At 70.0% G+C, this 18,160-nt stretch carries 16 protein-coding genes and 1 other RNA gene; 10 read left to right on the plus strand and 7 right to left on the minus strand.

Going from position 1 to position 18,160, the window contains the following annotated elements:
• Positions 1–60 precede the first annotated feature (60 nt).
• The 3 genes from ACIQVL_RS42625 (at position 61) to ACIQVL_RS42635 (ending at position 3,853) form a co-directional block, all read left to right on the plus strand.
• Positions 61–1,296, plus strand: a complete 1,236-nt coding sequence (locus ACIQVL_RS42625) for a serine/threonine-protein kinase (RefSeq protein ID WP_403434861.1) — start codon at positions 61–63, stop codon at positions 1,294–1,296.
• A 292-nt stretch (positions 1,297–1,588) separates the two neighbouring features.
• Positions 1,589–2,695: a peptide chain release factor 2 gene (gene prfB / locus ACIQVL_RS42630; protein ID WP_403434860.1), complete on the plus strand. Its 1,107-nt coding sequence runs from the start codon at positions 1,589–1,591 to the stop codon at positions 2,693–2,695.
• Between the two features lie 303 nt (positions 2,696–2,998).
• Entirely contained in the window at positions 2,999–3,853 is an 855-nt protein-coding gene (locus ACIQVL_RS42635) for a hypothetical protein (RefSeq protein ID WP_403478163.1), read from the plus strand.
• 110 nt (positions 3,854–3,963) lie between these two features.
• On the opposite strand, the gene ACIQVL_RS42640 is transcribed toward ACIQVL_RS42635, so the two are convergent.
• The gene (locus ACIQVL_RS42640) at positions 3,964–4,158 is read right to left on the minus strand and encodes a hypothetical protein (protein ID WP_089106595.1); all 195 of its coding nucleotides are present in this window, start codon (positions 4,156–4,158) and stop codon (positions 3,964–3,966) included.
• Between the two features lie 257 nt (positions 4,159–4,415).
• Here ACIQVL_RS42640 and ftsE point away from each other — a divergent pair, with 257 nt between their 5' ends.
• The 6 genes from ftsE (at position 4,416) to ACIQVL_RS42670 (ending at position 9,213) form a co-directional block, all read left to right on the plus strand.
• Positions 4,416–5,105, plus strand: a complete 690-nt coding sequence (ftsE, locus tag ACIQVL_RS42645) for a cell division ATP-binding protein FtsE (RefSeq protein ID WP_187749347.1) — start codon at positions 4,416–4,418, stop codon at positions 5,103–5,105.
• A gap of 22 nt (positions 5,106–5,127) precedes the next feature.
• Entirely contained in the window at positions 5,128–6,045 is a 918-nt protein-coding gene (ftsX, locus tag ACIQVL_RS42650; protein ID WP_351486726.1) for a permease-like cell division protein FtsX, read from the plus strand.
• Between the two features lie 68 nt (positions 6,046–6,113).
• The gene (locus ACIQVL_RS42655) at positions 6,114–7,283 is read left to right on the plus strand and encodes a S41 family peptidase (protein WP_403434856.1); all 1,170 of its coding nucleotides are present in this window, start codon (positions 6,114–6,116) and stop codon (positions 7,281–7,283) included.
• A gap of 83 nt (positions 7,284–7,366) precedes the next feature.
• Positions 7,367–7,909, plus strand: coding sequence for an SsrA-binding protein SmpB (gene smpB, locus ACIQVL_RS42660; protein ID WP_355717281.1), 543 nt, complete (start codon positions 7,367–7,369; stop codon positions 7,907–7,909).
• Between the two features lie 111 nt (positions 7,910–8,020).
• Positions 8,021–8,407: a transfer-messenger RNA gene (gene ssrA, locus ACIQVL_RS42665) on the plus strand.
• A gap of 170 nt (positions 8,408–8,577) precedes the next feature.
• Positions 8,578–9,213, plus strand: coding sequence for a hypothetical protein (locus ACIQVL_RS42670; protein WP_403478164.1), 636 nt, complete (start codon positions 8,578–8,580; stop codon positions 9,211–9,213).
• 77 nt (positions 9,214–9,290) lie between these two features.
• Here the strand turns inward: ACIQVL_RS42670 and ACIQVL_RS42675 are convergent, their stop codons facing one another.
• From ACIQVL_RS42675 to ACIQVL_RS42700, 6 genes are all read right to left on the minus strand, one after another.
• Entirely contained in the window at positions 9,291–10,304 is a 1,014-nt protein-coding gene (locus ACIQVL_RS42675; protein ID WP_403478165.1) for a LacI family DNA-binding transcriptional regulator, read from the minus strand.
• The gene (yicI, locus tag ACIQVL_RS42680; RefSeq protein WP_403478166.1) at positions 10,304–12,556 is read right to left on the minus strand and encodes an alpha-xylosidase; all 2,253 of its coding nucleotides are present in this window, start codon (positions 12,554–12,556) and stop codon (positions 10,304–10,306) included. Before yicI ends, ACIQVL_RS42675 begins: the two co-directional genes overlap by 1 nt.
• A gap of 11 nt (positions 12,557–12,567) precedes the next feature.
• A complete protein-coding gene (locus ACIQVL_RS42685) occupies positions 12,568–13,389 on the minus strand; it encodes a carbohydrate ABC transporter permease (RefSeq protein WP_403478167.1) in 822 nt (273 codons plus the stop codon).
• Positions 13,386–14,285 carry a carbohydrate ABC transporter permease gene (locus ACIQVL_RS42690; protein WP_403478168.1) on the minus strand — a complete coding sequence of 300 codons (900 nt, stop codon included), beginning with the start codon at positions 14,283–14,285 and terminating at the stop codon, positions 13,386–13,388. Before ACIQVL_RS42690 ends, ACIQVL_RS42685 begins: the two co-directional genes overlap by 4 nt.
• A complete protein-coding gene (locus ACIQVL_RS42695; protein WP_403478169.1) occupies positions 14,282–15,607 on the minus strand; it encodes an ABC transporter substrate-binding protein in 1,326 nt (441 codons plus the stop codon). Before ACIQVL_RS42695 ends, ACIQVL_RS42690 begins: the two co-directional genes overlap by 4 nt.
• Before the next feature lie 118 nt (positions 15,608–15,725).
• A complete protein-coding gene (locus ACIQVL_RS42700; protein WP_403478170.1) occupies positions 15,726–17,045 on the minus strand; it encodes an MFS transporter in 1,320 nt (439 codons plus the stop codon).
• Between the two features lie 84 nt (positions 17,046–17,129).
• Between ACIQVL_RS42700 and ACIQVL_RS42705 the strand changes: the two genes are divergently transcribed.
• Positions 17,130–18,110 (plus strand): LysR family transcriptional regulator, encoded by a 981-nt coding sequence (locus tag ACIQVL_RS42705; RefSeq protein WP_403478171.1) that lies wholly within the window; start codon positions 17,130–17,132, stop codon positions 18,108–18,110.
• Positions 18,111–18,160 lie beyond the last annotated feature (50 nt).

Genomic DNA, 18,160 nt, shown 5'->3' on the forward strand with positions numbered 1-18,160 from the left:
GTGAAGGTTGGCTCGTCGGACGCGTACTTTTGTCGGCAACACGCGTCTGTAGGAGCAGTCTTGGCACGGAAGATCGGCAGCCGGTACACCGCCAACCAGATCCTGGGGCGGGGCAGCGCCGGCACGGTGTGGCTGGGCGAGGGGCCGGAAGGGCCCGTCGCCATCAAGCTGCTGCGCGAGGATCTCGCGTCCGACGAGGAGCTGGTGGGCCGTTTCGTGCAGGAGCGCACGGCGCTGCTGGGCCTCGACCACCCGCACGTGGTGTCCGTCCGTGACCTCGTCGTCGACGGCAACGACCTCGCCCTCGTCATGGACCTGGTCCGCGGCACGGACCTGCGCACCCGCCTGGACCGGGAGCGGCGGCTCGCGCCCGAGGCGGCCGTCGCGATCGTCGCGGACGTCGCGGACGGGCTGGCGGCGGCGCACGCGGCGGGGGTCGTCCACCGGGACGTGAAGCCGGAGAACGTCCTCCTCGACATGCAGGGCCCGCTGGGCCCCGGCGGCTCCCACCCCGCCCTGCTCACCGACTTCGGCGTCGCCAAGCTCATCGACTCCCCGAAGCGGACCCGCGCCACGAAGATCATCGGCACCCCGGACTACCTGGCCCCGGAGATCGTCGAGGGCCTGCCGCCCCGCGCGTCGGTGGACATCTACGCGCTCGCGACGGTCCTGTACGAGCTCCTCGCGGGCTTCACCCCGTTCGGCGGCGGCCACCCCGGCGCGGTGCTCCGGCGGCACGTCACCGAGACCGTCGTCCCCCTTCCCGGCATCCCCGAGGAGCTCTGGCAGCTGCTCGTCCAGTGCCTGGCGAAGGCGCCGGCGTCCCGCCTGCGGGCCTCCGAGCTGGCCGCGCGGCTGCGGGAGCAGCTGCCGACGCTGACCGGGATGCCGCCGCTGGACGTCGACGAGCCGGAGACGGAGGCGCCGGAGGAGACCGAGGAGCCGTCGGCCGCCGCCGCGCCGGCCGCGGAGGAGCAGCGGGCACGGCGCCGGGGAGCCGTCTCCCTGGTGCCGGGCGCGAAACCGGACTCCAACCGGGACACGCACACGTCGATGCGGGTGCCTGGCCCCGACGAGCTGGCGGGCGGCGCCCGGGGGACGGCGCGGGCGCCCAGGGCGTCGGGGGCACCGCGGCCGGGGTCGGCGCGGCACCGGGTCGCGGCACGGCGACGGAGGGTGACGTTCGCGGTGGCGGGGGTCGCAGTGGCGGTGGCGGTGGGCGTCGGGGCTTGGCTGGCGTCGTCGGGGGACGACTCGGCTCCGCCGCAGGAGACGCACAGCTCGTCAGCGCCGTGACCTGCCGGTGGCTCCGCCGATTTCTTTTCCCACCCACCCACCCACCCGACTCGGTAGGCGACAACGTGACCGCCACGGGGCTCCGCCCCGGACCCCGCACCAGGAGGGAGGCGGACGCCCGGCCACCCGGCTCGGCAGGTGACGACCGCCACGGGACTGCGCCCCGGACCCCGGGGGGAGGCGGACGCCGGGGGAGGGTGGGCGCCGGCGGAGGGCGGGCCCCCGCCGGGACCCGAGCGGGTGGCGATGCCCGTCGGCCATCCTCGGTTGGCGGAGCCGTTACGCTGGAGGCGTGGCAGTCGTCGATGTATCCGAAGAGCTCAAGTCCCTCTCCTCGACCATGGAGTCGATCGAGGCCGTTCTGGACCTCGACAAGCTGAGGGCAGACATCGCCGTGCTCGAGGAGCAGGCGGCCGCGCCGTCCCTGTGGGACAACCCGGACGAGGCGCAGAAGATCACCAGCAAGCTGAGCCACCTCCAGGCCGAGGTCAGGAAGGCGGAGGTGCTGCGCGGACGGATCGACGATCTCGCGGTGCTCTTCGAGATGGCCGACGAGGAGGACGACCCGGACACCCGTGCCGAGGCCGAGTCCGAGCTCGGCGCCGTCAAGAAGGCGCTGGACGAGATGGAGGTCCGCACCCTGCTCAGCGGGGAGTACGACTCCCGGGAAGCGCTCGTGAACATCCGCGCCGAGGCCGGTGGCGTCGACGCGGCCGACTTCGCCGAGAAGCTGCAGCGCATGTACCTGCGGTGGGCGGAGCAGAAGGGCTACAAGACCGAGCTCATCGAGACGTCGTACGCCGAAGAGGCCGGCATCAAGTCGACCACCTTCGCCGTCCAGGTGCCGTACGCCTACGGGACCCTCTCCGTGGAGCAGGGCACGCACCGGCTCGTCCGCATCTCGCCCTACGACAACCAGGGCCGCCGGCAGACTTCCTTCGCCGGGGTCGAGGTGCTCCCCGTGGTCGAGCAGACCGACCACATCGAGATCGACGAGTCCGAGCTGCGGGTCGACGTGTACCGCTCCTCCGGGCCCGGCGGCCAGGGCGTCAACACCACCGACTCCGCGGTGCGCCTCACCCACCTCCCCACCGGCATCGTCGTCTCCTGCCAGAACGAGCGCTCGCAGATCCAGAACAAGGCGACCGCGATGAACGTCCTCCAGGCCAAGCTCCTGGAGCGGCGCCGCCAGGAGGAGCAGGCCAGGATGGACGCCCTCAAGGGCGACGGCGGCAACTCCTGGGGCAACCAGATGCGGTCGTACGTGCTGCACCCGTACCAGATGGTCAAGGACCTGCGGACCGAGTACGAAGTCGGCAACCCCGAGGCCGTGTTCAATGGCGAGATCGACGGCTTCCTGGAGGCCGGAATTCGCTGGCGCAAGCAGCAGGAGAAGTAACTTTGTCGACTTGCCCACGGTGAGTCGACCGACCCGGAACTGCCGCCCCAGTGGCGGCAGTTCTCGTATGTCTGGGTTTTACGTCACACTCACACGCTTCAACTCCCGGCATTGGGTGCGCAACTGGACATCGCGCGCGCAACGGCCTTGACGTGCCCCTGGAAAATCGGAAGGGTGAAGTGTGGCATGCGTATCTCTGGGGCGCATGTGAACCGGGGGCCTTGAACATTCGTAGCTGTCTCCGTCGAGCACCGGCCCCGAGCGCCGCCGCACAGACGATCAGCTACTGGGGGTAGCAACCATATGACGAAGAAGACGCGTCTCCGCGTCGCGCGGATAGCCGCCGGCGCAGTGATCGCAGCCGGCGCCTCTCTCACGGCTGCCGGTGCCGCTTCCGCCCTGGACATCGGCGTGAGCGTGACCGACAGCGGTGTCAGCGCGACCGTCGACACCGGCGATGACGACGGCGGCACTGGCGCGCCGTGCGACATCGTCGTCGACCCGACCTGCGACGACGGTGGTACCACCGGCACCGGTGGTACGGACACGGGTGGCACCGACACCGGTGGCACCGACACCGGCGGTACGGACACCGGCGGTACGGACACCGGTGGCACTGACACCGGCGGTACCGACACGGGTGGTACGGACACGGGCGGTACGGACACCGGTGGCACCGACACCGGCGGTACCGACACCGGCGGTACCGACACCGGTGGTACGGACACGGGTGGCACCGACACCGGTGGCACCGACACGGGCGGCTCGACCACCGGCGGTTCGACCACGGGCGGCGACACCGGCGGCTCGACCTCGGGTGGCTCGTCCACCGGTGGTTCGACCTCGGGCGGCTCGACCTCCGGCGGCTCGACCTCCGGTGGTTCGACCTCGGGCGGCTCGTCCACCGGCGGCTCGACCTCCGGCGGAACCGGCACCGACGGCAACTCCGGCACCTCCGCGCAGGAGGCCGGTACCTCGGCGCTCACCGACACCGGGTCCTCGAACACCGAGGCCCAGGGCGGTGGCAAGCAGCTCGCCGAGACCGGTGCCGGGCAGACGGCCTTCCTCCTCGTCGGTGCCGCCACGATGATCGCCGGCGGTATCGGCTTCCGCATCCTGCCGCGCCTCGTGGGCGGCCGCGGCGGCGCTGCCGTCTGACGGTAGCCGTCCGCTCGCGGAGCGTATGCGCATCGCAACGGACGAAGGGCCCTGAGCAGCGGCTCAGGGCCCTTCGGTCGCTCTTCGGTGAGCTTCGCGTGTGAGCTTCGTTACGCGGTCTGGTGTGCCGCCAGGAGCGCCACCGCGGCGATCAGTACCGCCAGCAGCCCGATGAGTGCCATCGGGTTCAGACCGCCGAGGAAACTCTCCTGCTGAAGACGCTCGCGATTGGCGCGGCACACGGGGCACCGGCCCTCGCTCACGGGCGCCGCGCAGTTCGCGCACACCAACCGGTCGTACGTCATGCGCTCGCCCTCCTTGCACCGGCCATCAACCACACAACGTTCCGCGGAACGAGAACGTTCCCCTCCCACTGTGCCAGGTTCCCCCGGAAAGAGCGCGGCCGTCCGCAGACCTCGCCCCGGCACTCCCGGGCGCTCCGGAAAGACTGCCCCGGAACAAAACCGCACAAGCCTCACCCAACCGTGACCGGCGCCTGCGCTTCCTCACCCGACTCGCGTATGGTCACGCTCATCTACCCCCGGCGACCCGTGGTGCATCCGTGATCCGATTCGACAATGTCTCCAAGGTCTACCCCAAGCAGACCCACCCCGCACTCAGGGATGTGTCCCTGGAAGTGGAGAAGGGCGAGTTCGTCTTCCTGGTGGGGTCCTCCGGCTCCGGAAAGTCCACCTTCCTGCGGCTGATCCTCCGCGAGGAGCGGTGCAGCCACGGCCAGGTGCACGTCCTCGGCAAGGACCTCGCCCGGCTGTCCAACTGGAAGGTGCCGCAGATGCGCCGCCAGCTCGGGACGGTCTTCCAGGACTTCCGCCTGCTGCCCAACAAGACGGTCGCCGAGAACGTGGCCTTCGCCCAGGAGGTCATCGGCAAGTCGAAGGGCGAGATCCGCAAGTCCGTGCCCCAGGTGCTCGACCTCGTCGGGCTCGGCGGCAAGGAGGACCGCAGGCCCGGCGAGCTGTCCGGCGGTGAGCAGCAGCGGGTGGCCATCGCGCGTGCCTTCGTGAACCGGCCCAAGCTGCTGATCGCGGACGAGCCGACGGGCAACCTCGACCCGCAGACCTCGGTCGGCATCATGAAGCTGCTGGACCGCATCAACCGGACCGGCACCACCGTGATCATGGCCACCCACGACCAGAACATCGTCGACCAGATGCGCAAGCGCGTCATCGAGCTGGAGAAGGGCCGCCTCGTCCGCGACCAGGCCCGCGGCGTCTACGGCTACCAGCACTGACGGAAAGGCATAACCCGACGCCATGCGCGCCTCGTTCGTAATGTCGGAGATCGGAGTCGGTCTCCGCCGGAATCTGACGATGACCTTCGCGGTCGTCGTCTCGGTCGCCCTGTCCCTGGCGCTCTTCGGCGGCTCGCTCCTGATGAGCGACCAGGTCAACACCATGAAGGGCTACTGGTACGACAAGGTCAACGTCTCGATCTTCCTCTGCAACAAGAGCGACGCCGAGTCCGACCCCAACTGCGCCAAGGGCGCGGTGACCGAGGACCAGAAGAAGCAGATCCAGGCCGACCTGGGCAAGATGTCGGTGGTCGAGAAGGTCACGTACGAGTCGCAGGACGAGGCGTACAAGCACTACAAGGAGCAGTTCGGCGACTCGCCGCTCGCCGACTCCCTCACGCCGGACCAGATGCAGGAGTCGTACCGGATCAAGCTCAAGGACCCGGAGAAGTACCAGGTCGTCGCGACCGCCTTCGACGGCCGGGACGGGGTCCAGTCGGTCCAGGACCAGAAGGGCATCCTCGACAACCTGTTCGGCCTGCTCAACGGCATGAACTGGGCGGCCCGCATGGTCATGGCGCTCATGCTGGTGGTCGCGCTGATGCTGATCGTCAACACCGTGCGTGTCTCCGCGTTCAGCCGTAGGCGCGAGACCGGCATCATGCGCCTGGTCGGTGCCTCGGGCTTCTACATCCAGGCCCCGTTCATCGCGGAGGCCGCGGTCGCCGGCCTGATCGGCGGCACGGTCGCCTGCGGATTCCTGGTGATCGCCCGGTACTTCATCATCGACCACGGCCTGGACCTCTCCCACAAGCTGAACTTGATCAACTTCATCGGCTGGGACGCGGTGTTGACCAAGCTCCCGCTCATCCTCGCAACGAGCCTCCTGATGCCCGCGCTTGCCGCGTTCTTCGCGCTGCGCAAGTACCTGAAGGTGTGACGCACGCCAAGAGGGCCGTACGGGCAACAGCCCGTGCGGCCCTCTTGCCTTGTCCTAGACTCACCGGCATGTCAGGCCGAGAGCTGTTCTGTCAGCCCCGCCGGGTTCGCCGGGGGGCGGCTCTGACGTTGGTGTTCGCAGGGCTGTTGGTGACCGGGGCGGCCACCGGGGCGTTTCCCGACCCCGGGCAGTCCGACCGGAAGACGCCCGCCGGGGCCGCCCGCGCGACCGCCGGGCACGAGGACGTGGCGAAGGCGGCCGCCGACGCGATGGCCGACGGCAAGTCCCCCATGGAGGCGGCGGAACGGGCCGTGAGCCGCAGCGGGGACCGGTGGGCCGCGGTCTACTCCGAGGGCGAGTACCAGGAGTTCGAGGAAGCACTCGACGGCCAGTACACGGGCGTCGGGCTGTGGGCCCGGCGGACGGCGGACGGCCGGATCGACGTGACCAAGGTGCAGGCCGGCTCGCCCGCGGCCGAGGCCGGCATCAGGAAGGGCGACCGGCTGCGCAGCATCGACGGCGAGGACGTCGACGGGCGGCCCGTCACCGACGTCGTCTCGTTACTGCGCGGCGACGCCACCGACGCCCGCGCCGGTACGACGGTCACCCTCGGTCTCGAACGCGGCACGCGCGCGTGGAGCGAGACCCTGCGCCGGGCGCTGCTCTCGACGGACTCGGTGACCGTCCACAAGCTGACCGCCGGCATCACCGTCATCAGGATCTCCGCCTTCACCAGGGGCTCCGGCGACCTCGTGCGCACCGCCGTCCGGCAGGCCCCGGCCGACGGCGGGATCGTCCTCGACCTGCGGGGCAACTCCGGCGGCCTGGTCAGCGAGGCCGTCACCGCCGCCTCCGCCTTCCTCGACGGCGGCCTGGTCGCCACCTACGACGTCGACGGCGCCCAGCGCTCCCTGCACGCCGAGCCGGGCGGCGACACCGCGAGACCCCTGGTCGCACTGGTCGACGGCGGCACGATGAGCGCGGCCGAGATGCTCACCGGCGCCCTCCAGGACCGCGGCCGCGCGGTCGTCCTCGGCTCCCGCACCTTCGGCAAGGGCTCCATCCAGATGCCCACCCGCCTCCCCGACGGCTCGGTCGCCGAGCTCACCGTCGGCCACTACCGCACCCCCTCGGGCCACACCGTCGACGGCCGGGGCATCACCCCCGACCTGGACGTGTCCTCCGGGGCGCTGGAGCGGGCGGAGACGGTCCTGAGCGGCCTGGGCGATCCGTCGTAGGGGCGGCCGCGGAACCCGCGGCTAATCCGCTTCCCCCGCATCCCCTCCGTGGTGCGAAAATGGAGAGCACTATGGCCAAGGGAATGTACGTACCGAAAGAGTCCCAGCAGAAGCAGCAAGGGACGGCCGCCAAAGCCAGGGACGGCGAGAAGGGCGGCAAGCGCAAGATCGTCGCGCAGAACAAGAAGGCGCGGCACGACTACGCGATCGTCGACACCTACGAGGCCGGCATCGTGTTGTTCGGCACCGAGGTGAAGTCGCTGCGTGAGGGACGGAGCTCGCTGACCGACGGCTTCGTCCAGATCGACCGGGGTGAGGCGTGGCTGCACAACGCCCACATCCCCGAGTACCACCAGGGCAGCTGGACCAACCACTCCGCGCGCCGCAAGCGCAAGCTGCTGCTGCACCGGGAGGAGATCGACAAGCTGGAGGTCAAGTCCCAGGAGACCGGTCACACGATCGTGCCGCTCGCGCTGTACTTCAAGGACGGCCGTGCCAAGGCCGAGATCGCGCTCGCGCGAGGCAAGAAGGAGTACGACAAGCGGCAGACCCTGCGGGAACAGCAGGACCGGCGGGAGTCGGACCGCGCGATCGCGGCGGCCAAGCGCAGGCAGCGGGGCGCGTAGGGCGGAACACCGCCGGAATACGGTGGCCACGTCGCTCGTTGTTCACGTACGATGGCACTGCACCTCACAGCGGGTGCGCACCCTCCTCGGAGGGGCTTGAAAAAACAACATGGGGATGATCGGTTTCGACAGCGGCTGTCGAAGCAGGGGAAGCGTGTCGAGGAAGCGGCAATGATCTCGTTAACCATATGTCGCAACCAATAATCGCCAATTCCAAGAGCGATTCCCGCGCCTTCGCCCTCGCTGCCTAATAAGCAGTGAGTGAAGGCCCTAACGGGTGTCAGACCGGGGATGTTCCCGACCCGGACCCTGGCATAATCTAGGGGACTAAACCATCCGGCCCGGTCACGGGGTCGGATGGGAAATCAAACAGTGACTGGGCCCGTCGGCGACTTGTTCGCGTGATTGCCGGGGCCGAGAAAATCACAGCGAACTGCACACGGAGAAGCCCTGATTCCGCACCGTTGGACGCGGGTTCGATTCCCGCCATCTCCACAATCTCCATGTTGCGAGGGCCCGGTGGTCACAGACCACCGGGCCCTCGTCGTGTGCGCGGGGCCGCGGAGCGGTGATGTGAAGATTGATCCCGGCAGGTCAAAAACTCTTCACAGATGTCGCAGTACTCCCGGCGTTCCCGGTCTGATTCCCTGCTCAGGAGGTGAGGGCAAGTGCACCGCACAGACGAATTCGATTTCGGCGTGACCTGGCTGATGAGCCAATTCCACGAGGACTGGTCGCACAACGGCCCTACGGCCGTCGCGGCGGCCGAGTACCACCTGTGGGACGGACTGGCCCCGGATGCTGTTTTCGCGGTCCGGAAAGACGCCCGTTTGCTGGGGCGCCTTCCTTCGGGGACGATCGAGGCGCTGTGGCAGGCCGGAACGGCGACGGGACCGGTCTTCTTCTCCGGAGGGCCCACAGGTGTCTCGTCGGGGAAGCAGTGGATGGAGGCCCTCGTCGCGCTTTGTGACGCGTGGCTGGCCAGGAACGCGGTGGATGGCGTCGACCCGTCCGCCGTACCTGGCGCGACTGACGGTGAGGAGTTGGCGGACGCGATCCTCGCCGAGATCGGAGCGGCCCGGTTCGTACCGGACGAGGTCCGGCGCGACCTGGCCGAGTGCGTCCGTCACTGCACACCGGACCTTGCCTTCCGGCTGCTGCTGCGGGTGATGGCAGAAGCCGGTGCCCAACGCGACTCGGTGCTCTCGCCGGAGCACTACGCGCGGCTGGAGGAACTCGGATCGGCCCTCCACTACGGCGAGTACGTGGTGGACGCCGTCAAGTTCATGGTCGACGAGAGCTAGTCGGCGACCCGGTTCCGCGCTGACGGCGTTCCGCTCCGGGGTCACTCCCGGAGCGGAACGCCGTTTCGTGTGTGCTGTCAGTGTGCCTCGCGCGGCGCCGTGCTCGCCCGCTCCGTCAGCCGGGGCGGGAGCAGTGTCGCCTCGGGCACGTCCGGGTCCCCGTCCAGCTTGCGCATCAGCAACTCCGCAGCCCGCTCACCGAGTTCCGCGGCCGGCAGGGCGACCGACGTGACCGGTACGCGTAGCCCCGCCGCGAGTTCGTCCGGGCAGATCGCGGTGATGGACAGATCGGCCGGGACGCGCAGGCCCAGCTGCTCGAAGGCGTCGATCAGGGGCTCCAGGATCGCCTCGTTGTGGACGACGACCCCGGTCAACGCGGGCTGCTCCCGAAGCAGTTGCTCCGCGACCTGGCGGGCCGCCGCCGGCGTCGACTCGCACGGGTGGACGGAGGACGCCATCCCGTTGCGGCCGGCGGCGGCCGTGAAGCCCTGGACCACCCGCTGGGCGAACGCGGTCTCCCGGACGTACACCTCGGGAGGCGAGCCGACCAGCGCCACCACCCGGTGGCCCAGCCCCGCCAGCCGCTCCACGCACAGTTCGCCGGCCGCCCTGAAGTCCAGGTCGACGCAGGTCAGGCCGGCCGCATCAAAAGGAAAGCCGATCAGTACCGACGGCCGTTCCAGGGTACGTAGGAGTGGCAGCCGGGGGTCGTGGAGCCGGACGTCCATGACGATCAGGGCGTCGACGAGTGCCGTGTCGGCGACCCGGCGCAGGCCCTCCTCGCCCTCCTCCTGGGTCAGGAGCAGCACGTCGTGGTCGTACCGGCGGGCCGTCGTCACCACCGACACCGCGAACTGCATCACCACCGGGACATGGATGCCCGCGCGGAGCGGGACGACCAGGGCGAGGACGTTGGCGCTGCTGCCGGCGAGGGCGCGGGCGCCGGCGTGCGGGCGGTAGCCCAGTTCGCGGACGGACGCCTCGATACGGCGCCGGGTCTCGTCGGAGATCGGGCGCTTGCCGCTGAGCGCGTAGGACACGGTGCTGGGGGAGACCCCGGCGTGCCGGGCCACGTCGGTGATCTTCACCATCAGCCCAGCTCCAGGGAGAGGAACCCGGTGCCGGCCGCCGCCCGCGCCGTTCGCTCCCCGGCCGCCAGCGCCCAGGGCGCCGTAGGGTCGCTGCACGAGGCCCGCAGGGTGTCCCCTTCGCGTACGACGGTGAACGTGACGTCCCCGACCGGGACCGTGACCTGGGCACCCCGGTCGAGGCCGAACGCCCGCAGGGTCACCCCGTCGGCGTGGTCGTAGTCGGGGTGGTCGGCCACCGCGCCGACCGGGATCACCGCGCCGGGACGGACCAGGAGGGGGACGCTGAGGAAGTCGTGGTGCTCGCGGACCCAGCCGGGGCCGGTGACCGTGCGGCCGGTCAGGAAGTGGGTCCAGGTGCCTCGCGGACAGTAATATGTGACATACCCCCCGTCGTCGAACACCGGCGCCACCAGCACATCCGCCCCCAGCATGTACTGCCGCTCCACATGCGCGCACCCCGGATCGTCTGGGAACTCCAGCACCATCGCCCGCATCACCGGCACCCCCTCCGCCGAGGCGGTGCGCGCGGCCTCGTACAGGTAGGGCATCAGGCTCAGCTTCAGCCGCGTGAAGTGCCGCAGCACGTCCACGGCCTCCTCGTCGAACAGCCAGGGCACCCGGTACGACGACGAGCCGTGCAGTCGGCTGTGCGAGGAGAGCAGCCCGAAGGCCAGCCACCGCTTGAACAGCGCCGGGGTCGGGGTGCCCTCGAAGCCGCCGATGTCATGGCTCCAGTAGCCGAAGCCGGACAGGCCCAGCGAGAGCCCGCCGCGCAGTGACTCGGCCATCGACTCGTAGGTCGCCTCGCAGTCGCCGCCCCAGTGCACCGGGAACTTCTGGCTCCCGGCCGTCGCCGACCGCGCGAAGACGACCGCCTCCGCCTCCCCCCGGTGCTTGCGCAGCACCTCGAAGACGGTCCGGTTGTACAGGTACGTGTAGTAGTTGTGCATCCGCTCCGGGTCCGAGCCGTCGGACCAGGCCACGTCGACCGGGACCCGCTCCCCGAAGTCGGTCTTGAAGCAGTCGACCCCCTGGGCGAGCAGCGCCTCCAGCTTGGCCGCGTACCAGTCGCGCGCCGCCGGCGACGTGAAGTCCACCAGCGCCATCCCCGGCTGCCACAGATCCCACTGCCACACGCTCCCGTCCGGTCGCCGCAGCAGGTGTCCCAGCTCCTTCCCCTCGGCGAACAGCGGCGACCGCTGCGCGATGTACGGGTTGATCCACACGCACACCCGCAGCCCGCGCTCGTGCAGCCGCCCCAGCATCCCCTCGGGGTCCGGGAACACCCGCGGATCCCAGCGGAAGTCGCACCAGTTGAACTCCCGCATCCAGAAGCAGTCGAAGTGGAAGACGGAGAGTGGGAGTTCGCGCTCCCGCATGCCGTCGATGAAGGACGTGACCGTCTTCTCGTCGTAGGAGGTGGTGAAGGAGGTCGACAGCCACAGGCCGAAGGACCAGGCGGGCGGGAGGGCCGGGCGGCCGGTCAGGGCCGTGTACTTGCGCAGGATGTCCTTGGGGGTGGGGCCGTGGATGACGTAGTACGTCAACTGCTGCGACTCCACGCTGAACTGGACCCGCGACACCGCCTCCGAACCGACCTCGAACGACACCTTCCCCGGGTGGTCGACGAAGACGCCGTAGCCCGCGTCCGTGAGGTAGAACGGGACGTTCTTGTAGGCCTGTTCGGTGGCCGTGCCGCCGTCGGCGTTCCAGATGTCGACGACCTGGCCGTTCTTGACCAGCGGGCCGAAGCGTTCGCCGAGGCCGTAGACCGAGGTGCCGACCCCGAGGCCCAGCTGCTCCCGGAGATAGTGGGCGCCCGTCGCCGCGTCCCGCATGATGCCCATGCCCTTGGGGCCGCTGGAGGTGAGGGTGCGGCCGCCGGAGCGGAAGTCCAGCCGCCAGGGGGCCGTACGGCTCAGCCGCAGGGTCAGCGAGCCGGAGGTCAGGGTCGCGTACTCGTCGTCGTACGACACCTGGGAGGCGAAGTCGGCCCGCCGCAGCTCGAACTGCGGGCCGCGCGGCTGCTCGCCCTCGAAGTGGGTGAAGGTGACGCCGATGACGTCGGGCATCGGGGTGTGCGCGCTGATCGTCAGGACCGGTCCCTTCAGCAGGTCGCCGCGGTGGCGGATGGGCTGGGTCGGCGCGTGGATCTCCAGGGCGCCTTCCGTGGCCGTGACGTCGAGGACCTCGACCGGGTGGGCGGCGGTGACGCCCTCGCGCAGCAGCCAGTAGCCGTCGGTGAACTTCACGCACGAGCCTCCTATTTGACGGCTCCCACGGCGATCCCCCGGGTCAGCGTCCGTTGGAAGACGAGGAAGAAGACGACGGCCGGGAGGATGCCGAGCAGGGCGGCCGCGTTGGTCATGGTGGCGTCCATCAGGCGCTGGCCCTGGAGGACGCCGAGGGCGACGGACACCGTCTGGTTGTCGTTCGAGACGAGCATGACCAGCGGGAGCAGGAACTCGTTCCAGGTCCAGACGAAGAAGAAGACCAGGAGCACGCCCAGGGTCGGCCGACTGACCGGGACGATGATCCGGACCAGGATCTGCCACTTGTTCGCGCCGTCGATCCGGGCCGCCTCGACGATCTCGCGCGGGAACTGCCCGAGGACGGCGGAGAGCAGGTACGTGCCGAACGCCGACTGGATCACCGTGAACACGATGATCACGCTGAGCCGGGTGTCGTAGAGGCCGGCCTGCTTGCTCAGGTAGTAGAGCGGGTAGACCAGCGCCTCCTGCGGCAGCATGTTGGCGAGCACGAAGAAGGCCAGCACCCAGGTACGGCCGCGGATCCGGCCGATGCCGATCGCGTAGGCGTTCAGGACGGAGAGGGCGGTGCCGAGCAGGGCCACCGAGCCGCTGATGAGGACCGAGTTGACGAGTTTCTGGGTGTAGTCGACGCGCTGCCAGAAGTCCCTGAGGCCGTCGAGGTAGAGGCCGTGCGGGAGGCTCAGCGGCCCGTTCTGCGCGTACTCCGCCGGGGACTTCACCGCGTTGACCGCCACGATCAGGAACGGGACGACCATGAAGAGGGCGGCGAGGCAGAGGGCGAGGAGGACCGGGTAGCGGCGCAGGGCGGTCATGCGGCCTCCCCGTCCTCCGCGCGGCCCTGCAGCTTCAGGCCGAGCACGGCCAGGGCCAGGATGATCACCGTGAGGACGGTGGAGATCGCCGAGCCGTAGCCGACCTGGGTCTTCTCGAAGAACGTGGTGAAGGAGAAGTAGGACGGCACGTCGGTGGCGCCGCCCGGACCGCCCTTGGTCAGGACGTACACCGCGCCGAAGACCTTGAGGGCGGCGATCGTGCACCAGGTCAGGACGACGTACACCTCGGGGCGGAGCTGCGGCAGGGTGACGTGCCGGAAACGGCGCAGCCAGCCGGCGCCGTCCAGCTCGGCCGCCTCGTACAGCTGCGGGTCGACGCGGCCGAGCCCGGCCATGAACACGACCAGCGGGAAGCCGAGCTGGACCCAGACCAGCACGCCCATGACGGTGTAGAGGGCGAGGTCCGGGTCGCCGAGCCAGTCCTGCTGCCAGGAGCCGAGACCGACCGCCTTGAGCAGGGCGTTGAGGGAGCCGTCGTCCGGGGCCAGGATCCAGCTCCAGACGATGCCGGCGACCGCGACCGGCAGCACCTGGGGGAGGTAGAAGCAGGCGCGGAGCACCGCCGCGATCCGGGGGCCGAAGTGTTTGCCGACATAGTCGAACAGAGCCGCGGCGAGGAGGAGCCCGAGCGCGGTCGGGAGCGCGGCCATCGCCACGACCATGAAGAGGCTGTGCCGGAACGACGCCCAGAACTCCGTGTCGTGCAGCAGCTCACGGTAGTTGGCGAGCCCGGACCAGTGCGGGCTGCCCACGCCCTGCCAGTCGGTGAAGCTCACGCCCGTGTTCATCAGGAACGGGACGACGACCACGGCGAGGAAGGCGAGGGCGCCGGGGAGGAGGAAGGGGGCGTACGAGTCCCGGCGCACCACCCTCACTTGGTGCCCTTGTCGTACGCCCTCTGCAGGTTGCTCAGGTAGGCGTCCGGCTTCTCGCTGCCGGTGATCAGCTTCTGGGTCTCGGAGACGAGGGTGTCGTAGAAGCCGGCGACCGGCCAGTCGGGGTAGAAGGCGAGGCCGTCGCGCTTGCTGACGGTGTTGAAATCGGCGATGAGTTCCTTGGACTTGGGGTCGGTGACGGCGCTCGCGTCGGCGGCGACCGGGACTCCGCCCTTGTTGCCGAGCAGGTTCTGGATCTTCTTCGACATGGTGATGTCGATGAAGTCGTAGGCCAGGTCCTTGTTCTTCGAGTTCTTCGGTACGACCCACAGGTTGCCGCCGGAGCCGAGGGTGAGGTCCGAGCCGGGCCACAGGAAGCTGCCCCAGCCGAACTTGGCCTCCGACTGGAAGCGGCCGTACCACCAGCTGCCGGAGAACAGGATCGGCGACCTGCCCTGGATGAAGGAGACCCCGGCCTGCTCGGCGGTCGTACCGGACGACGTCTTCGCGATGTAGCCCTTCTTCACCCAGTCGGCGAAGGTGGTCGCGGCGTACGTCCAGGCCTGGTCGTGGAAGTCGACTTTCCCCTTGTACAGCTCGTAGGCGTCGACCCACGAGCGGTCGGCCTTCGAGAGCGCCAGCTGGTAGAGGTACTGCTGGGCCATGTACTCGGAACCGGCGTCGGCGAGCGGGGTGATCCCCTTCGCGACGAACGTGTTCATGGCCGCCGTCAGCTCGTCGAACGTCTTCGGCTCGGCGATCCCGTACTTCTCGAACAGGTCCTTGTTGTAATAAACCATGGTGTATTCGGCGTAGTTGGGCACCCCGTACCACTTGCCGGAGCCCATCACACCGTCGGCGTCGTACTGGCTGGTGGTGCGCACGCCCGCGCTGAGTTCCGTGCCCCAGCCGCGCTTGGCCGCCTCGGCGGTCAGGTCGGTGAGCAGGCCCTGCTTGGAGAGCAGGCCCGCCGTCGCGTTGCCCTTGTTGTACTCCATGATGTCGGGGGCGTCGGAGGAGTTCAGGACCATCTGCGCGGTCTTCTGGATCTGCTCGAAGCTCTTCTCCTCGTACTTCACCTTCACGCCCGGGTGGGTCGCCTCGAACTCCTTGATGGCCTCGTTCCAGGCGATGCCCATCGCGCTGGTGGGCCCCTCGTAGTGCCACAGCCTGAGCGTCTTCCCGTCGGACGTGCTGCCGCCCGAGCCGCCGCAGGAGGTGAGGAGCAGCGAGCCGGCGAGGATCGCCGCCGCGGACGTGGTCGCGGTGCGCCCTCGCCTTCGTGTCCGGGTCGTCGCCGTGCGCCTTCGTGCCGTCAACATCCAGTGCCTCCGGGGGAGTCGGATGGATGGTGCATGGTGCTCGTCCCGCGTCGAATCGGTTCGGGACGGGATGTCGAAGCGCTTCGACGCAGGACGCTAGGTGCGGGCTGTGCAGGCGTCAATGGGTGTGGCGGGAATTGAGCGAAGCGATTCGACTGACGGCGCTGACGGCGAGGGCGGCGGCCGCCGCCGCGGCCGGGGTGACGAAGGCGGCCGTCGGCGAGACGTGGTCCGCCGCCCAGCCGCCGAGCGCGGAGCCGCAGGCGATGCCGGTCAGCAGGGCGGTGACGACCAGACTCATCCCCTCGTTCAGGCGGCCCCCGGGGGTGCGGTCCTGGACCAGGGTCATCGCGGTCACCATGGTCGGGGCGGTCGCCATGCCGGCCACGAGCAGGGCGGGGGCCAGGGCCCAGAGGCTGTCGAACGCACGCGCGGCGAGCAGCGGCAGGGACATCAGGGCCGCCATCGCCAACAGGCAGGCGGGAAGCCTGCGTTCGGCCGGTCCGGCCGGTCTCAGCGCCCCGTACAGCAGGCCCGCCGCGCACGAACCGGCCGCCTGCAGGGCGAGCACGGCACCGGCCGCCGAACGGTGGCCCTGGGCGTCGGCGTAGGCGATGGTGACGACCTCCATCGAACCGAACACCGCGCCGGTCGCGACGAAGCAGACCAGCAGCGGGCCGATGCGCAGCGGTGTACGCGCGGTGGCCGACCCGGGCCGGGGCGGCGGTTCGGTGGCCCGCTGGGCGGCGAACAGCAACGCGCCGGTGAGCAGCAGCACCGCGCCCGCCAGCGTGCCGGCCTCCGGGAAGAACGTGCCGGTCAGGAAGGAGGCGAGGACCGGCCCGAGCATGAAGCACAGTTCGTCGGCGGCCTGTTCGAAGGAGTTCGCGGTGTGCAGGGCGCCCGGGTCGTCGCGCAGCAGGTGGGCCCAGCGGGCGCGGGACATGCCGCCGAGGTTGGGGGTGGTGGCGGTGGCCGCGTAGGCGGCGAACAGCGTCCAGTCCGGGGCGCCGTAGCGGACGCAGAGCAGCAGGGCGAGGCTGCCGAGCACGGCGGTGACTGTCGCGGGCACGGCGACCCGGGCCTGCCCGTACCGGTCCACGAGCCGGGCGATCCAGGGCCCGGCGAGACCGGTGGCGGCGAGGCCGGTCGCGGTCACGGCACCGGCGAGGGCGTACGAGCCGCGGGACCCGGCGATCATCACGACCGCGCTGACGCTGAACATGCCCATCGGGAGCCGGGCCAGCAGGTTCCCTGCGGTGAAGGCCCGGGTGCCGGGGAGGGCGAAGAGACGGCGGTAGGGGCCGGGCGGGCGGCGGGGGTGGGGACGGGGCCGGGAACGGCCGTCGAAGCGGGGGCTGAAGTCGACGGTGACGAGGGAGTCCGCCGTGACGGTGTGGAGGGGCTGCCGGGAGGTCGGTTCGGTCGGTTGCGGCATGGGCACCACCGTCACCCCGGACCGGTCAAGGGGTCCAACACCTGCTCGGGGCCGATTCACGCACCTGTGTTGTAAGTTCGCGGGATGCCAGCGCCCGCCTCGCCCGCCCACATCGAACCCCGCCTGCTGCGCGTCTTCGTCACCGTCGCCGAGGAGTTGCACTTCACCCGCGCCGCCGCCCGGCTGTACGTCGCCCAGCAGGCGCTCAGCCGTGACGTGCGGCGACTGGAACGGGAGCTGGGCGCCGAACTGTTCCTCCGCAGCACGCGGCAGGTCGCCCTCACCGCCGACGGCACCCGGCTGCTGCCGTACGCCCGCCGGGTGCTGGCCGCCCAGGACGCCCTGCTCGCCGCGTTCGGGCAGGCCCGCCCGCTGCTGGTGGACCTCAACTCCCCGGGCCTGGAGACCGCCCGCCGCGTCCTGCACCGGGCCCGCGAACTCGCCCCCGACTGCGAGCTGATGGCCCGCTACGAGAGCGGGCTCACCGGAGCGGCGGCCGAACTCCTCGCGGGGCGGCTCGACGTGTCCTTCGGGCGGTTCGCGGGACTTGATCCGGCGCTGCGCTCCGGACTCGAACACCAGCCCGTGCGATTCGAACCCATGGCCGTAATTCTCCCCTCCGAGCACCGGCTCGCGACCCTGGACGCGGTGCCGCTGGCCGCGCTCGCGGGCGAGACGGTGTACGCCGGCGCCGGGAACGAGCGCACCCTGGAATGGACTGACCTGGCCTTTCATCTCTTCGAGAGCCGAGGCATCGCCGTCGCGCCGCCGCTGCCGCTGGCCGTCGGAGAGGAGGAGTTCCAGCGCGTCATGGCCAAGGACCGGTATCCGATCCTCGCGGTAGTGGGATTTCCGGCCATACCCGGAAGCGTGTTGCGGCCGCTGGTCGATCCGGTCCCGTTGTCGCCTGTGTCGCTCGTGTGGCGAAAGGGGCTGGTCCATCCGGGAGTCGACGCGTTGCGGCGGGCGGCCACCGAGATCGGGCGGGCGGAACGGTGGCTTCAGCGGCCGGTCGACGGATGGGTTCCGGCCACTGATCAAGAGGTGATGGACGACCACAAATGACACATCGGGAACACGGATCTCCCCCGTGCGCTAGCTTCATGGCCCCGAGT

Source organism: Streptomyces sp. NPDC090499 (assembly GCF_044769305.1).
GTDB lineage: Bacteria > Actinomycetota > Actinomycetes > Streptomycetales > Streptomycetaceae > Streptomyces.